15 protein-coding genes are annotated in these 18,578 nt (G+C 45.8%); 9 read left to right on the top strand and 6 right to left on the bottom strand.

What is annotated here, in order from left to right:
* The first annotated feature begins 691 nt into the window (after positions 1-691).
* The 3 genes from AC121Z_RS11215 to AC121Z_RS11205 all read left to right on the top strand — a co-directional run bounded on the left by AC121Z_RS11215 (position 692) and on the right by AC121Z_RS11205 (position 5,085).
* The gene (locus AC121Z_RS11215) at positions 692-2,068 is read left to right on the top strand and encodes an MATE family efflux transporter (RefSeq protein WP_498124110.1); all 1,377 of its coding nucleotides are present in this window, start codon (positions 692-694) and stop codon (positions 2,066-2,068) included.
* A complete protein-coding gene (gene uvrB, locus AC121Z_RS11210) occupies positions 2,065-4,080 on the top strand; it encodes an excinuclease ABC subunit UvrB (protein ID WP_498124109.1) in 2,016 nt (671 codons plus the stop codon). Before AC121Z_RS11215 ends, uvrB begins: the two co-directional genes overlap by 4 nt.
* 78 nt (positions 4,081-4,158) lie before the next feature.
* The gene (locus AC121Z_RS11205) at positions 4,159-5,085 is read left to right on the top strand and encodes a LysR family transcriptional regulator (protein WP_498124108.1); all 927 of its coding nucleotides are present in this window, start codon (positions 4,159-4,161) and stop codon (positions 5,083-5,085) included.
* Between the two features lie 41 nt (positions 5,086-5,126).
* On the opposite strand, the gene queC is transcribed toward AC121Z_RS11205, so the two are convergent.
* Positions 5,127-5,822 carry a 7-cyano-7-deazaguanine synthase QueC gene (gene queC, locus AC121Z_RS11200; protein WP_498124107.1) on the bottom strand — a complete coding sequence of 232 codons (696 nt, stop codon included), beginning with the start codon at positions 5,820-5,822 and terminating at the stop codon, positions 5,127-5,129.
* A gap of 94 nt (positions 5,823-5,916) precedes the next feature.
* Here queC and queE point away from each other — a divergent pair, with 94 nt between their 5' ends.
* From queE to AC121Z_RS11185, 3 genes are read left to right on the top strand one after another with little or no spacing between them, the layout of a single operon-like run.
* On the top strand, positions 5,917-6,585 hold the full coding sequence (queE, locus tag AC121Z_RS11195) for a 7-carboxy-7-deazaguanine synthase QueE (RefSeq protein ID WP_498124106.1): 669 nt from the start codon (positions 5,917-5,919) through the stop codon (positions 6,583-6,585).
* A gap of 2 nt (positions 6,586-6,587) precedes the next feature.
* Positions 6,588-7,022: a DUF6841 family protein gene (locus AC121Z_RS11190; RefSeq protein WP_498124105.1), complete on the top strand. Its 435-nt coding sequence runs from the start codon at positions 6,588-6,590 to the stop codon at positions 7,020-7,022.
* Complete coding sequence (locus AC121Z_RS11185; protein ID WP_498124104.1) at positions 7,023-7,916, top strand: transporter substrate-binding domain-containing protein; 894 nt, start codon at positions 7,023-7,025, stop codon at positions 7,914-7,916.
* Positions 7,917-8,010: 94 nt separating this feature from the next.
* Here the strand turns inward: AC121Z_RS11185 and asnB are convergent, their stop codons facing one another.
* Both asnB and AC121Z_RS11175 read right to left on the bottom strand, forming a co-directional pair.
* A complete protein-coding gene (gene asnB / locus AC121Z_RS11180) occupies positions 8,011-9,678 on the bottom strand; it encodes an asparagine synthase B (RefSeq protein ID WP_498124103.1) in 1,668 nt (555 codons plus the stop codon).
* A 217-nt stretch (positions 9,679-9,895) separates the two neighbouring features.
* Entirely contained in the window at positions 9,896-11,545 is a 1,650-nt protein-coding gene (locus AC121Z_RS11175; protein WP_498124102.1) for a M28 family metallopeptidase, read from the bottom strand.
* A 67-nt stretch (positions 11,546-11,612) separates the two neighbouring features.
* On the opposite strand from AC121Z_RS11175, the gene AC121Z_RS11170 reads away from it, so the two are divergent.
* Positions 11,613-12,467, top strand: coding sequence for a DUF3025 domain-containing protein (locus AC121Z_RS11170; protein ID WP_498124101.1), 855 nt, complete (start codon positions 11,613-11,615; stop codon positions 12,465-12,467).
* Positions 12,468-12,474: 7 nt separating this feature from the next.
* Here AC121Z_RS11170 and AC121Z_RS11165 read toward each other — a convergent pair whose 3' ends face one another.
* Positions 12,475-13,182: a YIP1 family protein gene (locus AC121Z_RS11165; protein WP_498128223.1), complete on the bottom strand. Its 708-nt coding sequence runs from the start codon at positions 13,180-13,182 to the stop codon at positions 12,475-12,477.
* A 154-nt stretch (positions 13,183-13,336) separates the two neighbouring features.
* On the opposite strand from AC121Z_RS11165, the gene AC121Z_RS11160 reads away from it, so the two are divergent.
* Positions 13,337-14,116, top strand: a complete 780-nt coding sequence (locus AC121Z_RS11160) for an ABC transporter ATP-binding protein (RefSeq protein ID WP_498124100.1) — start codon at positions 13,337-13,339, stop codon at positions 14,114-14,116.
* Positions 14,117-14,118: 2 nt separating this feature from the next.
* Entirely contained in the window at positions 14,119-15,312 is a 1,194-nt protein-coding gene (locus AC121Z_RS11155; protein ID WP_498124099.1) for an ABC transporter permease, read from the top strand.
* Between the two features lie 115 nt (positions 15,313-15,427).
* On the opposite strand, the gene AC121Z_RS11150 is transcribed toward AC121Z_RS11155, so the two are convergent.
* Positions 15,428-17,152, bottom strand: a complete 1,725-nt coding sequence (locus tag AC121Z_RS11150; protein ID WP_498124098.1) for an SLC13 family permease — start codon at positions 17,150-17,152, stop codon at positions 15,428-15,430.
* Between the two features lie 13 nt (positions 17,153-17,165).
* Positions 17,166-18,578, bottom strand: coding sequence for a sulfate adenylyltransferase subunit CysN (gene cysN, locus AC121Z_RS11145; RefSeq protein WP_498124097.1), 1,413 nt, complete (start codon positions 18,576-18,578; stop codon positions 17,166-17,168).

Raw genomic sequence — 18,578 nt, 5'->3', positions numbered from 1 at the left:
TTCGCAGGTTATTAAAACTTCTACTAATTACTAATTGAGATAAAAAAAAATTTATCCCGTATAAAAGTTATTAAAAAACCGTTGACCACTGTACGGTTGTTCAGTGTTTAACAAAACTGTAATGAAGGGATGGGCAAACAAAGGTTAGTAACAACTTACCTAAATTTTAACCAATCGCCATTAACGTGGCGGTTTTATTGAGTTTTCTCAGTTATCCACTAAATCTGTGGATAAATATGTGAATAAACATCTTTCTAGCAGTCATGTAAATCTATAAATAATGTCAATAGTTAAAATGGATAAATATTAAAAATATTAAAAATAATAAACAAAAACAGTGTGTTAGGGTTGTTACCCAAAAAAATGGTTGATCATGCTTTACCAATCCATTAAGTCGCTTTTAAGCCTGTGTGTTAATTAACCGAGAGAGACTGATATTCTTCGTTTTTTCGTCACTGTAAACGGTTTCATTTACACCATTGTCATAGAATTGACACTGGTTGTGAACGCGCTGAATTAGCAGTGCCGGGGCATCATGGTCAGGAACCTAGGTTTTGTTGTTGCGCGGCTCTCATGTCGTGGACACGATAAAAAAGGTGATTAAAACGATAAATGAATGAGGGCAACTGCAGACTTTATTGTTACCATGGAAAACTTGCCGTCTACGGCTTCTAATCAATCGAGAATTTGAGTGAGTGCTAAATCCCCAACCAATATGTTAAGTGGCGACATTGCCTCAACCCTGCGAACCATGACCATACCAATGATCCTAGGCATGATCATGCTGATGACTTTTGGCTTGGTGGATACCTTTTTCGTGAGTTTATTGGGCACAGAACAGCTCGCGGCAATCAGTTTTACGTTTCCGGTAACCTTCACCTTAATCAGTTTAAATATCGGTTTAGGGATTGGTACATCAGCAATTATTGGGCGTTATCTCGGCAGCGGCGATCAAACTCATGCTCGGGAGTTTGCAACTGGGTCTCTGATGTTGGCGACGCTTATGGTTGGTATCCTTGCCGCTGCTGGCGCATTAACCATTGAGCCAATTTTCTTATTACTCGGTGCAACTCCGACCCTAATGCCATACATTTATGATTATATGGTCGTTTGGTACGCCGCTGGGGTCTTTCTTGCTCTACCTATGGTCGGGAATAGCGTGCTGCGCGCATCAGGCGATACCAAAACCCCAAGTATCATTATGGCTGCTGGAGGGGGAATTAATGCGCTGCTCGATCCATTACTCATCTTCGGTTTGGGACCAATACCCGCGATGGGCATTCAAGGTGCGGCTGTTGCAACCATGATTGCGTGGGGTATCGGGGTAATATGGATTTTGTATTTACTGATCCGCCGCAATTTAATGATGCCACGCTTACTGACTATCTCCGAATTGCGCTTTACTAGTGCAAATATATTAAAAATTGGTTTACCTGCCGCAGGTGCCAACATGTTAACTCCAATTGCTGGCGGAGTACTTACCAAAATCGTATCAGCCTATGGCGCTGGTGCCGTAGCCGCATGGGGGGTTGGCAATCGATTAGAGTCTATCGCGTGTATTGTCGTATTGGCGATGTCAATGTCGTTACCGCCGTTCATTAGTCAAAACTTCGGAGCGGGCAAAGTCGAGCGCGTGCATCAGGCTTACACGTTGAGTGTCAAGTTCGTGCTGTTATGGCAACTGGGCATATTTGTCATTATGGCTTTGGTATCGCCATGGTTAGCCGCTGCATTCACGGACGATCCCTATGTTGCAGGATTAATCCAATTGTTTTTAATGATCGTTCCCCTCGGTTACGGCTTGCAAGGTGTAGTAATTCTCACCAATTCATCGTTTAACGCAATGCATAAACCAATGTCAGCGCTTGTATTAAGTATCATCCGATTGTTCGTATTCTTCGTACCCATGGCTTTCATTGGTAGTCTTTTATATCAATTAGAGGGCTTATTTTGGGGCAGTGTATTAGCGAATCTATTGATGGCTATCGTGTCATTTTATTGGTTTAGTCGCGCGATAAACCGCGATATTAGTAGCGCACTGCTTGAGAACAGTAAAGGTAAAGCATGAGTAAGCAGTTTGAATTAGTGTCGCAGTATCAGCCAGCGGGGGATCAACCCAATGCTATTCGAGCATTAGTTGAGGGGTTGGGAGACGGCCTAGCCACTCAAACCTTACTTGGAGTCACCGGTTCGGGTAAAACGTTTACCATGGCGAATGTGATAGCCCAAGTACAACGCCCGACCTTGATCCTTGCGCACAATAAAACATTGGCTGCTCAGCTATACGGTGAGATGAAAGAATTCTTTCCACACAATGCCGTAGAGTACTTCGTGTCGTATTACGATTACTACCAGCCAGAAGCGTATGTGCCGACGACGGATACTTTTATCGAAAAAGACGCCTCGATCAATGATCATATTGAACAAATGCGCTTGTCTGCCACTAAGGCGCTAATGGAGCGGCGTGACGTGGTTATCATAGCCAGTGTGTCAGCCATATACGGCTTAGGAGATCCCAAGTCGTACATGAAAATGCTCTTGCACTTGCGCCAAGGCGATACCATGGATCAGCGCGATATACTGCGCCGGTTGGCGGAACTTCAATACACACGGAATGATATTGCGTTTGAGCGCGGTAACTTTCGTGTTCGCGGAGACGTGATTGACATTTATCCGGCTGATTCCGACAAATTTGCCGTGCGCGTTGAATTATTCGATGAGGAAATCGATAAGATCAGTATTTTTGATCCACTCACTGGAGCGGTCGACAAACAGGTGGTGCGCACAACGGTTTTTCCTAAAACCCATTACGTCACGCCGCGTGAGAAAATTCTTAACGCGATTGAGCATATCAAGGTCGAACTAAAGGAGCGGCGCGCACAGCTAAAAGAAAACCAAAAACTTCTCGAAGAGCAGCGCATTAGTCAACGCACTCAGTTTGATATCGAAATGATGCTTGAGTTAGGTTATTGCTCAGGGATAGAAAACTATTCTCGCTACCTCTCTGGGCGCGCTCCGGGCGAACCACCACCGACGTTGCTCGACTATTTTCCAGCAGATGGGTTGCTATTTATTGATGAGTCTCACGTCACGGTATCGCAAATCGGCGCCATGTTTAAGGGCGATCGTTCACGCAAAGAAACCTTGGTCGAATATGGCTTTCGCTTGCCTTCAGCGCTGGATAATCGACCTTTGAAATTCGAGGAATTTGAACACATTTCACCGCAAACCATTTATGTGTCTGCGACACCGGGTAAGTATGAGCTTGAGCGTTGTGACAATGATGTGGTGGAGCAAGTGGTACGCCCAACCGGATTGTTGGATCCGCAAATTGAAATTCGCCCGGTCGCGACGCAGGTGGATGATGTCCTGTCTGAAATTCACGCCTGCGTGCAGAAAGATGAACGAGTACTGATCACGACACTGACCAAGCGCATGGCTGAAGATCTTAGCGAATATCTAAATGAGCATGGGGTCAAAGTGCGTTATCTGCACTCCGATATCGACACGGTTGAGCGTATCGAGATCATCCGCGACCTGCGATTAGGTAAGTTTGATGTGCTGGTGGGTATCAATCTTTTGCGTGAGGGCTTAGATATGCCTGAGGTGTCACTGGTTGCGATTCTTGACGCCGACAAGGAAGGCTTCCTACGCGCCGAAAAATCCTTGATCCAGACCATTGGTCGCGCAGCTCGCCACGTTAATGGTAGAGCTATCATGTACGCGGATACCGTGACTGGCAGTATGCAAAAGGCGATTGATGAAACCAACCGGCGGCGAGAAAAGCAAGAAGCTTACAACAAAGCCAATAATATTGTTCCGATGCGGTTAAATAAGCCGATCACGGATATTATGGATCTTGGTGAAAGCGCCCACCCAGCTTCAGGTAAAATTAAACTGCGTAAAGTGGCGGAAAAACAAAAGACTTATAAGGCACTCACTGCGACTGAATTAATGGAGCAGGTTGCGGCCTTAGAAAAGCAAATGTTTGAATATGCGCGCGAGCTTGAATTTGAAAAAGCTGCCAGTCTGCGCGATGAAGTCGAACAGTTGCGCAAGCAAATCGTGGCGCTCTCTTAAATTAAGCGTTGTATTTAATCGTGGGCTTGCCTACTATTAGCAAAGCGTATCAATAACTATACCTATAAATGGTGCACCATGCTAAACCGTCTTCAAGAATCCGACATTAAGTTGTTGCGTGTTTTTTACGCGGTGGCGAGCTGTAATGGCTTTACTGCTGCCGAACCGGTGCTGCGTATGCAGCGACCAAATATCAGTGCAGCGATTAAAAAGTTAGAGGAGCGCTTGGACTTAGTGCTCTGTCACCGAGGACGCGGTGGCTTTCAAATGACCAAAGAAGGTGAAATGGTTTTTCAGGAAACCAAACGTATTTTTAATGCCTTCGATAACTTTGTTTTTAATCTCAAAAGTTTGCATGACGATTATTCTGGGCACATTACCATTGTAATGATGGCAGGCTTACCTCTTTCGATGCAATTGGCCATCAGTAAAGCGGTTAAGAGCACCATGAAAAAGTTTGATGATATCCATGTCAATATTCAGACCCGGTTATACAACGAGGTTGAACATGTTGCCGTTTCAGGTGAATGCCATTTGGTGGTTTCAACCTATGACATGGTTAAACCAGAATCAGTAACCTTTCATCCCACCGGTACCTCATGTGCTGGAAGGTTGTATTGCGCACCAACTCATCCATTGGCCAAGTATCGAGATACCGAACTACCCAAAGATGTGCGGATTGAAGATTACCCTGCGATTGGGATCAGTGGTTTATCTTCTGCGAATTACATTGAAGACGAACGCCGTTTGGCAATCCAAACCTTCTCTGATTCATATGATGCGTGCATGTCTGCGATCATGACGGGTGAATATGTCGGATTGTTACCCGATTACATGCGTAAAGAGCAGGGCGCTAGCTTAGGCCTAGTGCCTATCGCCAACGGTGAATTGTTTAAATTTTCCCATGAATTATTCATTATGAATGGGAAAAATACCCGCTTAAATCCGGTGCTCAGACATTGTATAAAAGAGCTTTCTTACTTCATTACTGAAAGTCAAAAGTAAACCCTCATTAGTTCAAGGCGAATAGCTAGCGGCGGTTCGTCTTAACTTTCCTCGTAGTCGAGTGGGTCGAGCGCGTTATTGTCGCGAAACGCCTCTAAGCGTTCTTGGCATGCCCCGCACTTTCCGCACGCGCGTTCGCGCCCATTGTAGCAAGTCCAGGTGTTGCTGTAGTCTAAGCCCATTGCGAGACCATCACTTAATATTGCTGTTTTACTATGCCGTAAATAGGGCGTTACGATTTCTACGGCTTGATAATTAGCGATTCGACAAACGGCATTCATTTTCTCAACAAACTCGGGGCGACAGTCGGGATAGATCGCATGATCACCAGAATGTGCACCGTAATAGACTTTGTCAGCGCCAATAGATACTGCATAACCGACCGCCAGTGAAAGCAAAATCATATTTCGATTAGGCACCACCGTTTGCTGCATTGATGGTTCTTCATAATGACCTTCTGGAACGTCGATGTCTGATGTTAACGCAGAGCCCGCGAGTAATTGATTAATACTGGTAACATCTACGACCTTATGTTCGATGCTAAGGCTTTGACATACATGCGCTGCGACGTCCAATTCTTTGCTGTGGCGTTGACCATAGTTGAACGAGACTGCTGCAACTCGCGCGTGGGCGCGCATGGCTTTGTGCAGTACGGTAAAAGAATCCATGCCACCCGAGTACACAACGACGGCAATATCATCGGTGTTTTGTTCTTTTACGTTTGATGTTACGGTCATAAACGTGCATTTCTCCACAATTACTAAATAATTCGCGCGCAGTGTATGCGATCCCTGTTAAAATCCCAAGTATAGAGTATTTACCTGAAGTGTTATGTTGAAAGTCAATGAAGTTTTTGAAACGATCCAAGGAGAGGGGAGTTTCACCGGTGTGCCCGCGGTTTTTGTGCGTTTACAGGGCTGTCCTGTAGGGTGTCCATGGTGTGACACGCAGCATACATGGGCGGTAGACGACAACGCACAAATTCCAGTCACCGACCTGCTGGCTAAGCATGGCGACTCTCCACAGTTTAGTTCGCTAACGACCGCTGATTTAGTGCTGGTATTGAAGCAACAGCAATACACGGCGCGTCACATTGTGATCACGGGGGGCGAACCCTGTATGTATGATCTCACCGAACTGACGCAAACCCTACATGCACAGGGCTTTAGCACGCAAATAGAAACCAGCGGAACCTTTGAGGTGCGCTGTGACGATGCTACTTGGGTTACCGTATCTCCCAAAATTAATATGCCAGGCGGCTATCCGATTCTGGCGAGCGCGATGGCGCGCGCAAATGAAGTTAAACACCCGATTGCCATGCAAAAACATATCGATGAATTAGATGCATTATTGGCAGAGAATCCGGTGCGTGATGACGTGTGTATTAGCTTGCAGCCAATCTCACAGCGACCACGCGCAACAGAATTAGCAATCAGCACTTGTATCCAACGAAACTGGCGGCTATCGTTACAGACACATAAGTATTTGGGGATAGAGTAATCGTGATCAGTACTCAGGATGAACAAGCGCTTGAGCAGTTCTTTAACTCTCTCAGCCATGCAATGAGTGAAGTGTCGTTAAGTGAGCTATTGGCCTTCTATCATGTACCCAGCGTTTTTGTTTCCAACGATGATAAAATTGTCTGCTCTACAACCGAAGAGGTTACCCAACGTTTGACCCGATTGTTTGAGCGTTGCCAACAAGCCAATGCCATCCAGCATGAAGCAACGATTGTGCATGCGATGTCACTGTCCGACCGTGTATTGTTTGCTAAAGTCAGCTGGCAAATTAAAAATAGCCAAAATGATGTGTGTTTGACCTGTGCAACATCTTATACGTTAGAAAAAGGTGGTGAGTACGGTTTTGATATTATTGTCTCAGTGATTGATGAGGAAGAGCGCGCAATTGAAGATATGTGCTCAACTCTGGAGGCATAAATGACGCCTCGGTTATACCGTTGTCGAATGCTGGGAATGCTTCATTTTGGATTGCTTGCTTTGGGTTTGACGCTGTCATTCAATAGCGTTGCCGCGGTCTGGAATATTACCTATCCTCGTGCCTTAAACGCTGACGATGTCCGCAATGATTATCCTGTAGAACTGTTGGAATTAGCACTCGAAAAAACGGGCGTACGGTATCAAATTTTACCCTCAGATAGGATCCTGTTGCAGGGTAAAGCATTGCGGCAATTGCGCGAAAATCGCTCGGTTAATGTGGTCTGGAGTATGACTGATGAGCAACGTGAGAAAGACTTGTTGCCGATCCGGATCCCCATTTTTAAAGGCCTTATTGGTTTACGGGTATTTCTAATTCATCGTGATAAACAACGTGAATTTAGTGCTGTGCGTTCGTTAGCAGCACTGCAGCGTTATGTCCCTGTGCAAGGTGAAGATTGGCCAGATACCAAAATCTTACAGTCCAATGGATTCGATGTGGCTTCAGCGACCGAATATTTAGACAATTTCGCTATGTTGAGCCGGTTTCAGGCTGATTTTTTTCCTCGATCAGTCGTTGAAGTGATGAGTGAGGTGGGCATGGCGGGTGTTGATACTGATATCGTCTTGGAGCAACACTTAGCCATTCAATACCCAGCGGCTATGTATTATTTTGTCAATCGTGCCAATCCAACCTTGGCGAAGTTGCTTGAAACGGGATTACGTCGCGCTTTACAAGATGGCTCCTTTGATGAGCTATTTATGCAGCACTACGGTGGGCTTATTGACACGTTTAACCTGACTAATCGACGGGTGTTTCAGCTTGATAATCCACTATTAAGTGAACAGACACCTTTAAATGATGCCGCTTTGTGGATCGACGTAAGTACGGATTAGTGCATGGCCTGTAAGGTCGAACGAATTGACGTTAACAAGTAGACCGATAACCTGTGCTCGGGAGTAAAAAAAACCGCCTAACGGCGGTTATTTTTTATGCTTTTCCATGTACGCCCACCATTGAGCGCCCGGATGGGTCAGCCATGGCTTTAAAGCTTTCATCCCACTCCAACGCTTCAACGGTGCTACACGCAATTGATTTACCGCCAGGCACACATTTAGCTGCAGTTTCCTGAGGAAAATAGCCTTCAAAAATAGTGCGGTAATAGTAGCCTTCCTTGGTGTCAGGAGTATTGATCGGGAAACGGAACTCGGCAGTGGCAAGTTGCTGATCGGTTACTTGGGTGTCGACGAATTCTTTCACCGAGTCGATCCATGAATAGCCAACGCCGTCACCAAACTGTTCTTTTTGCCGCCACAAGACTTCAGCCGGTAGCGTCGAGCCATCATCAAATGCCTTGCGCAAAATCCATTTTTCCATGCGCCCATTCAGGCACATTTTATCCTCAGGGTTTAAACGCATGGCAACATCCATAAAGGCTTTGTCGAGGAAGGGAACCCGAGCTTCAACCCCCCAAGCGGAAGTGGCTTTGTTGGCGCGTGCGCAATCAAACATATGCAAGCGCTCCAATTTACGCACGGTTTCTTCGTGAAATTCTTTGGCATTGGGGGCTTTGTGAAAATACAAGTAGCCTCCAAAAATCTCATCCGAACCTTCACCAGACAGCACCATCTTGATCCCCATCGCTTTAATCTTACGGGTCATAAGGTACATGGGTGTTGCAGCACGAATAGTCGTCGTATCGTAGGTTTCTAATTGGTAGATAACGTCACGAATGGCATCTAAGCCTTCTTGTATAGTAAAGTGAATTTCATGATGCACAGTACCGATCATATCAGCCACTTTCTGTGCAGCTACCAAATCAGGTGCTCCTTCCAAGCCTACGGCAAATGAGTGTAAGCGTGGCCACCACGCATCCGATGCATCATTATCTTCCACGCGCTTAGCAACGTAACGAGCCGCTACAGCTGAAACCAACGAAGAATCCAATCCACCGGATAACAAAACAGCATAAGGAACGTCAGACATCAGGTGCGACTTAACGGCTTTTTCAAACGCGTGCTTCAGTTCCTCTAAATCAGTGGTATTGTCTTTTACGTTTTCGTAATCCATCCAATCGCGCTGATAGTACTTCTTCAGCTCACCCGTTTTACTCCATAAGTAATGTCCCGGTGGAAATTCTTGAACCGTTTTACACACAGGAACGAGGGCTTTCATTTCGGAGGCCACATAAAAGTTACCGTGCTCATCAAAACCTGTGTAAAGCGGAATAATGCCCATGTGGTCGCGCGCGATGAGGTAAGCGTTTTCCGTTTTGTCGTACAGAACAAAGGCAAACATGCCATTAAGCTTATCGATAAAATCCACGCCATGTTTAGCGTATAGGGGCAAGATCACTTCACAATCAGAGCGAGTCTTAAAGGCATAGTCTGAGCTTAACTCTGCGGCTAACGCTTTGTGATTATAAATTTCGCCATTGACTGCCAGTATGTGGTCTTCAGTATTATTCAAAAGCGGCTGAGCGCCAGTGTCGACGTCAACGATAGCAAGACGCTCGTGACATAAAATTGCGTTGTCATCGTTCCATACACCAGACCAGTCAGGCCCGCGATGACGTAAAAGCTTGGCAAGCTCTAAGGCCTTGCTGCGAAGTTCAATGGGATCTGTTTTGATATCCAAGATACCGAAAATACCACACATATAATGCGTTCTCTCTGTTTAATTCAATTGTCGGGATTTCTGTCGATGCCCAAGATAGGGAACTTGCGGTACCAAACGGTGCGTGATTGATATTATTATTTTCGCACATCATGGAATGTGCCATTGTGAGGATAAATTGCAAGCGCTTTTTGGGATAACATATAAAAAAGCCGGTTTCTTTATAAAACCGGCTCAAGGTTGTCTTGCGTTTCTGTGATTAACGCTGGAACTCGCTGGTTTCGCTCCATTGTGGCCACTGATCTGTGGTGCTGAGCGCATACCCGACATCAAACAGTAATTGTGTATCTTCTTCAATACCGCCAAAGTCCCAATTCTCGCGGAACTGATCGCAGACCTGGTGATAACATCCGGTCACAATCACGTTTGCCCGTTTACGGTACTCGGCAGTGGCTTCATCGATGGGTTCATCGCCACCTTTCGCGTACAACGCAGGAACGCCCAGTTTAGCAAAGCTGAAATGATCAGAGCGATAATAATAACCCGCCTCTGGTCGCCCCTCTTGCGTTAAGACACGCCCTTGGCGGGTCGCTGCGTCCGCTAAGTAGGTTTCGAGCTCTGATTTACCCATGCCGATGACGGCAACGTCTTTGGTTCGTCCGAGCACGTTCATCGCATCCATATTGATATTAGCTACCGTTTTATCCAGCGGAATAATTGGATTCTCAGCATAATATTTACTACCCAGCAAACCCTGTTCTTCAGCGGTTACGATAAGGAAACTAACCGAACGTGCCGGGCGTGGAGTAAGGTCGGCAAAGGCCTGGGCCATTACCAGACTGGCGGCAGTGCCCGTAGCATTATCATGCGCACCATTATAAATCTGATCACCTTCCTTACTTTCGTCTTTACCCAAATGATCCCAATGCGCAGTGTAGATAATGTGCTCATCCGGTTTCTCGCTGCCGGGCAGGGTGGCTAGAACGTTGTAGCTCTCCGAGCGCTGAATACTATTTTTTACCGTTACGCTAGCTGCAATCGGGAGGGCTTGATGATACGGACCTTGCATAGCCTTGGCTTTTTGTTCAGCAAAATCAAAGCCAGCATCGGCAAACACTTTGGTCGCCGCTTCGAGGGTTAACCAACCTTCAACCGCAACGCGACTGGCACCTTTATCGGCAGAAGGAAGACCGTATTGAGGGCCTGACCAGCTATTAGCCACCACCGACCACCCATAGGAAGCTGGGGCTGTTTCGTGCACGATCAGTGCGCCTGCAGCGCCTTGGCGGCTAGCTTCTTCATATTTATAACTCCAGCGCCCATAGTAGGTCATGGTAGTGCCTTGAAATTTACCTGATTCAGGATTTTCAAAGCCGGGATCGTTAATCAATATGACAACGGTTTTACCGCTAACGTCCAAGCCTTCGTAGTCATTCCAACCATACTCGGGCGCGTTCACACCATAACCAACGAATACCAATTCAGACTCGCTCAGCGAGGTCTCATCCTGTTCACGCTTTGATGACGCCACCATATCTTCTTTATAGGTAAAGGCATTGTCGCCGATAGTGAGTGTCATATTTGGATCAGCAGTGATTTGAATTAACTCAACCGGCTGTAAAAAACTGTCGCCATTACCGGGTTCAAGCCCGGCCTTTTTGAATTCGCTGACTAGATAGTCCAGTGTTTTCTCTTCGCCGACGGTAGCGGGTAGACGGCCTTCAAATTCATCCGAGGCCAAGGTTTTGGTATGGGCTTTTAATGCTTCTGCGTCAATACTGGCATACACATCTGCAAAATTACTAGTAACCGGTGATGCTGGTGCCACGGTGGGCGTATCAGCCTGTTTAGAACAGGCACCTAATACCAGTGACGCGGTCACGGCAAAGGGGAACAAATAATGTTTCATAGTTCTGTCTTTTCTAGTTGTAATGGTTGTTTTATAGTGCCGAGTTTGCAGTATAGAGAATTGCTTCATGCAGACAACCACTAAAATACAATTTAGCCATGATCTGCGGTGGGCCGATTTTACTGCAATGGCCAGCAAGGGGCCTTATCTTGCTTGGTTGGCTGACGTTTTTGCCCTGGCTGAGTTAAACGTCGGTGATAAAACGGTTGCAAGTGTGTTAAACGCGCTTGCACAAATGCAATCCTCCAACTCTGACCTGCAGTTTGTCGATCAAGCGAGTCTTACTGGTGATCCACGCTATTACGAGCAAATCATTGCGGAGGAAGGTGTTATCCCTACCCGTGAAACTAGCTGGCATGATTTCTTCAACGGCTTGATCTGGTTGCAGTTCCCGCGTACCAAGCGCGCGCTAAACCAGTGGCATATGCAAGATATTGCTGCTTGCGGTTTACACCCTCGAACCCCCAGACGCAATCGAATAACGCACTTTGATGAGTGCGGTTTAGTGCTGGTAGGCAATAACAGTAAAGCCAAGGATATCGTCGCGGCCCTACGGCAACATGATTGGGAGGATGCGTTATATCTACAACGTGACTCTTGGAGCAAGGACATTGTGCCCGTAGTGTTCGGGCATGCCAATTTAGAAATGCTCATGGCACCTTTCCCTGGGTTAACGGCCAAGTGGTGCCAACTCAGTTGTGATAGTCCAGTGTCAATATGTGAAGATGTGTTTACTGGAGCCAGCATTGATGAGGCGTTGTTGGAAACATTAGAACGCGAGGAAATATTGTCTAAACCGCGTCAATTAAAACCATTACCTCTGCTTGGTATTCCGGGGTGGAGTGACGGTCAGAACACTGAATTTTACCGTAATCGCGAAGTGTTTAGGCCGCGCAGAGACTCGCACGGCCAGTTAGCCTAGAAAATGATCAAAAAATCAGGATCGACAAGGTCCAGATTGACCACAATAATGCATTAGGGATACATGCGGTAATCAACGCTTTTTTGGTACTGAAGCTGGTCCACTGAGTAATGCCAACAGTCATTAGATAGATGGTCCAAAAGCTCTCTAAACGCACGGTTTGGCCTAGCCCGAACCATTCTGAGTCCATTTCTAAACCGAGTAAAAATGCCAAGGACGTGGGGCTTAAACTCACTGGCGAAAGCTGGTGGTCACTCGCTAAGGCGATAACAACAATCGCGATAAAGGCAGAAAAGATAACCGGCATACTGATCCACCAAGTAAAACCATACCAATCAGTAAAACCATTAGTATTGGTTTCATCATTGCGCGTCATCAAGTTCAAATACGTTGCCACGATGGCATTCATCAAGACATAACCAATAAAACCACCGACGGTGCCTACCAACATCATTCCATTGACATTCATGTTAGCGCGCATCATTTGCTGTTCGTTAGGACTGGAGTCACCATAATTAGTGGCAATAATCAGGTCACGGTACCAATCAAAATCAACAAAGTTGAAATACAGGTAGGTCGGCAGTATAGCCATACCTATCACCAGGATGAAGGGTACCCACGACCAATTATGTTTAACGTTTATGGTGGCGAAAACTCCATTAGGTTTAAAAAATATTTCGCTACAGGCCTGGATTGGGTTTGCAACAGCTTGCATCATGACTTCCTTGAAGATAGTAGGGTTTATTTGTTTACGTTATTACAACGTGACTATAAGATTCAATTTCTTTTGCAAAAAATGTAATAAAAACCGCTCGCGCAAGACTATAAGCTTGAACGATGCAAGTCATCCATTAAAAAAGGACGCTGGAATGATAGAAGTTAAGCAACTCGCAAAGAAATTTGCGGTTGAAAACCCAAAGAAGCTCAGTGAGCAAGAGAAACAAGACCCACGCTTGAAAGGGCGGTTTTTCCATAGTGTAAAAGACGTCAGTTTTCATTGTGAGAGTGGCCAAGTATTAGGTTTATTAGGTCCTAACGGGGCGGGTAAAACCACAACCTTGCGTATGTTATCAACCGCCTTGCAACCCGATGCAGGAAGTATTGTTATCAATGGCATTAACGTGATTGATAAGCCGCTCGTGGCGCGTCAGAAAATTGGTTTTTTGTCTGGTTCTACAGGCCTTTATGGGCGCCTGACAGGGCGCGAGAACATTGCCTATTTTGGTCGCCTACATGGCATGAACGATACACAGATTGAGCAGCGAATTAATGAACTCGCCGATTTGTTAGAGCTCCACGAATACCTCGATCGACGCAGCGAAAATTTTTCCACCGGCATGAAACAGAAAACCAATATTGCGCGGGCCGTTATTCATGAACCGGAAGTCGTGATCTTGGATGAGCCTACGACAGGGTTGGATATCATGGCAGCCCAGACAGTATTGAATTTTATTCGTCGCCTTAAATCTCAGGGGGTACCGGTTATTTTCTCCACTCATCATCTAGAGGAGGTGGCTGAATTGTGTGACCGAGTTACTGTGATTGATCGCGGTGAAACACGTTTTGATGATTCGCTGGATGCTTTTAGACAAGTGGCTGGTGATTCATTGAGTGCCGCTTTTCTTGCCACAATAAACAGGGAGGCATAATCATGTGGTTAGTCATGTTAAAAGAAATTAAAGAATTATTGCGTGATCGTAAAACGTTATTTTTTATGATCGCGCTGCCGTTGTTACTGTTTCCAGTGATCATCGGTGCGGTTGGTTATTTTTCTTCGCAGGCACTACAGAAAGCTGAAAGCAAAGTATTAAAATTTGCGGTAGTTAACGAAGCCTATGCGCCGGAGCTAGTCGCCGCGTTAGAAGCCGATGCTTTGCTTGAGCGCATCGAATTACCGGCTGATGCGGACATTACTGATTGGGTTAAGCAGGAGCAAGGCGATTTCGTGATTGAAATCCCGCAAAACTACAGTAATGACTTACTGCAAAGCGGGCAGATCACCCTCAAGGTCTATTTTAATGATGCTGGACTCAATCGAATTGAGCGGCGCATTCGCGATACGGTTGATGTGATTGCTGAAAATAATCAGAAAGCAGTTTTTACCCAGTTAGGCCTAACCGCAGAGCAACAACAGGGCGTGCTTGAACCGATTGTATTAGAAAAGGTTGATGTGGCTGACCAGCGTGAGAACTGGGGTGAAAAACTAGGTGGTTTGGTGCCTTACCTAGTATTTATCTTGTGTTTACAGGGGGCAATGTTACCAGCAACTGATATCGGCGCTGGGGAGAAAGAACGTGGCACACTTGAAACCCTACTGATTTCTCCAATTGAACGTCACAAGCTGGTGTTAGGAAAGTTTTTCGCCATAGCTTTGTCCGGTGTGGTGTCTGCGCTGATAACAGTGCTCAGTATGGGCGTATGGGGTACGGTATTGAGTCAAGGAATGGCGATTGAAGCGGTCATGCAGTTTATGGCGGCAATTAGTGCACTTGATTTTGTCTTGATGTTCTTGATGCTAGTACCGGTGGTTGCAATTTTTGCTTCTGCATTGCTTAGCCTATCCATATATGCCCGCAGTTTTAAAGAAGCACAAGGTTATATGACCCCCATTGTCTTCGCGGTGATTATTCCGGTTATTCTTGCGATGCTACCCGGTGTAGAGCTGAAAGGCGGATGGGCATGGGTACCGCTCACCAATGTTGCGTTAGCGATTAAAGAGCTGATCAAAGGCACTATGGATTATTATGCATTGTTACCGATTTTCGGTTCAACGGCATTGATCGCTGGCGGATTGATCTACTTCTGTATTTTCTGGTTCAATCGCGAGAAAGTCCTATTTAGATAAGCGATATGGACTCCATAACGGAGTTTGACCAAAGCCGACGTGTGGATACCTACATGTCGGCTTTTTTAGTCGCGACTCAACCTCACTTATTTTTTCTTGCGATCGACGTCTGATATTAAAAATAAACCCAATTCAGTAGGCTAAGCACAATCGTTGAGTAGACAATGGAGATTGGTAATCCGATGGCACTGAAGTGCTTAAAACGGTACGACGTTGCGGTATAAACTAATAAATTAGTTTGATAACCATAGGGCGAAATAAAGCTTGCACTGGCGGCAAAGGCGATGGCTAATGCAAAGGGCATCAAAGGCGCTTGAATTGCCTCAACCAGACCATAGGCAAAGGGAAACATTAATGCTGCCGCTGCATTGTTGGTTACAAACTCAGTTAATACCACAGTCACAATGTAAACGGTGATAAGCGCAGTTAACCAGCTGGTGGTAGTCAGCACTGGCCCAAGAGAATCAGTAAAGAGTGCGATCACGCCTGCATTTTCTAGGGCTGTTGCCATACTGAGCGCACCGACAATTACAATAATTAAGTTCAGCGGGAGGTTGCGCTTAACTTCGTTGTTAGATGTGACTTTTACCCCAACCAGAAGAGCGATAAAAAATACCAATCCAATGGGTAACGGGACAAGTTCAAATGCAGCCAATGCCACAGTCAGTAAAAATCCCAAAATGGTGATCAGTTCATTTAACGAAGAGAGTGGACGGGAAATTTTTTGATCGTTAAGAATGAAAAAATTTTTCGCCAAATTGTGCCGTTTGTCAAAATCGGGCCCAGTCGCTAACAGCAGAAAGTCACCGGCTTGTAATGGAATTTCGCCTAATTTACCCGATAGACGTTCGCCATCTCGACGAATGGCCACAACTGCGGCATCAAATAATGCCCTAAAGCCGACCTTTTTCAAGGTCTGACCAATAATTTGCGCTCGGTTCGACACGATCACTTCGGTTAAGTTGTCGCGCAATAGCCCGTCTGCTTCGGCAAATAATTTCAGTCCCTTGATGTGTGAAAGTGAATCAACGCGACTGATATTGCCAGAAAAGATCAGTTTATCCCCAGCTTGGATGATTAAATCAGGTTTGACCGGAGAAATTAAACTTCCGGCACGAATCACTTCGACGAGAAAAAGCTCCGGGAGGTTTCTTAAATGGTTTTCTTCAACACTTTTACCCACTAACTCAGACTCATCTTCCACCTTCGCTTCAATGAAATATTGTTGAAAGTTGCCTTTTGAGTTCGCCAGTGCTGGCAGCATGGGCGATAAAATAAACAACAATAAACCACAGCTTAATCCAGCGACCAAACCAAACAGGGTGAAGTCCCAAAATTTAAACCCTGCATGCCCATGTTCCAGTAAAAAACTGTCGACTATCAAATTGGTTGAAGTGCCAATAAGGGTAACCGTTCCGCCGAGGATAGCGGCATATGAGAGTGGAATGAGTAAGCGGCTGGGTGGATGATATTGGTTCTGCTTTACCGGGCCAATCAAACTGGCGACGATCGCGGTGTTGTTGAGCAATGCAGAACTGAAAAAAGTAACACCGAATAGACGCCAATAGCTAGCAGCAAATTTAGGCGTAATCAGTGTGCGGCCAAGGCGCTTCAGCAAAGCGGTCTTATCGACAGCACTGCTGACCATAAGCAATAGCACTAAGGTAACTAAGCCTTGGTTGGTGACGTTGACCAGTATTTCTGAGAAGGTCAGCGATTGACTGACAAGTAATAACAGCATAGCCCCCGCAAAAATAGTCGAGGGGCGCTGCTGAGAAAAAACGAGCGCACCAATCGTACTGGCGAAAACCCCCAGTACGATCCATTGGCTGAAATCCATGAATATCTCTATGTTAGCTCTGACTTATATCAATCGCATTCCAATGTGGGAAATGTTTACGCACTAAGGCATTGAATTCAAGCTCAAATTCAGAGTAATTATGCTCACTCGTGGTGCTTGCCTGACTTTCCTCAATGATCATCCCAGCCCCTACAGTGCCATTGGTCAAACGGTCTATGACGATAAAGGCGCCGGTTTGGCGATTGCGGGTGTATGGGTCACAGGCAACCGGCTGGGTGAGCTTAATATCAACCACAGCGATTTCATTGAGATTTAAATGTACCGCTTGACTGTGTTCCATAGTGTTTACATCAATCTGATAATCAATCGTTGAAACACTGCCGGTGACCACCTTGGTGGCAAACTTAAAGCTATATTGCTTATTCGGCATGAGTGGCTCATCTGACATCCAGACCAGATGGGTTTTCAAGCGACTGGCATGTAGCGGTAGGTTGTCCGATTTGACAATCATATCACCACGGGAAATATCAATCTCGTCAGCCAGGGTTAGGGTTACCGCTTGCGGGGTAAACGCATGCTCTAATTGTCCTTCAAAGGTCTCAATTGTTGCTATGGTGGACGTTTTACCTGACGGCAGTGTTGTGACTGCATCACCTGGCTTTATTTCACCCGATACAATAGTACCTGCAAAACCACGGAAGTTAAGGTTAGGGCGATTCACATACTGAACTGGGAAGCGGAAATCTTCGTGATTAGCATCTTCACCAATCTCTATAGTCTCCAACGTATTCATCAGTGTCTCACCGGTATACCAGGGCGTATTCTCACTCTTGTTGACAACATTGTCGCCTTCTAACGCGGATATCGGCACAAACTGAATATCCGGTATATCCAATGCCTTGGCGAAGTCCAGGTAATCTTGTTTGATCCCATTGAAAACGGACTCGCTGTAGTCCATAAGATCCATTTTATTGATCGCGACCACGACATGTTTAATGCCGAGGAGAGAAACCAAAAACGAGTGACGACGGGTTTGGGTTTTCACCCCGCCGCGCGCGTCGACTAAGATAATGGCCAAATCACAGGTGGACGCGCCAGTGACCATATTGCGGGTGTACTGCTCGTGCCCTGGTGTATCCGCAATAATGAATTTGCGTTTGTCAGTGGAAAAGTAACGATAGGCCACGTCAATCGTGATCCCTTGTTCCCGCTCAGATTGCAGTCCATCAACCAGTAAAGCAAGGTCGACTTTTTCGCCAGTGGTGCCTACTTTTTTGCTATCTTGCGTAATGGCAGCCAGTTGGTCTTCATAAATCATCTTCGAATCATGTAATAAGCGACCAATCAGCGTACTTTTACCATCATCAACACTACCGCACGTCAACAACCGCAGAAGATTTTTACGTTCATGTTGTTGTAGATATTCGAGAATGTCGGATTTTAATAATTCACTTTCGCTATTCAT

This window comes from Alteromonas sp. DYW1 (assembly GCF_059752595.1).
The sequence above is the reverse complement of the archived record's forward strand: the minus strand, read 5'-3'. Positions and strand labels throughout refer to the sequence as shown.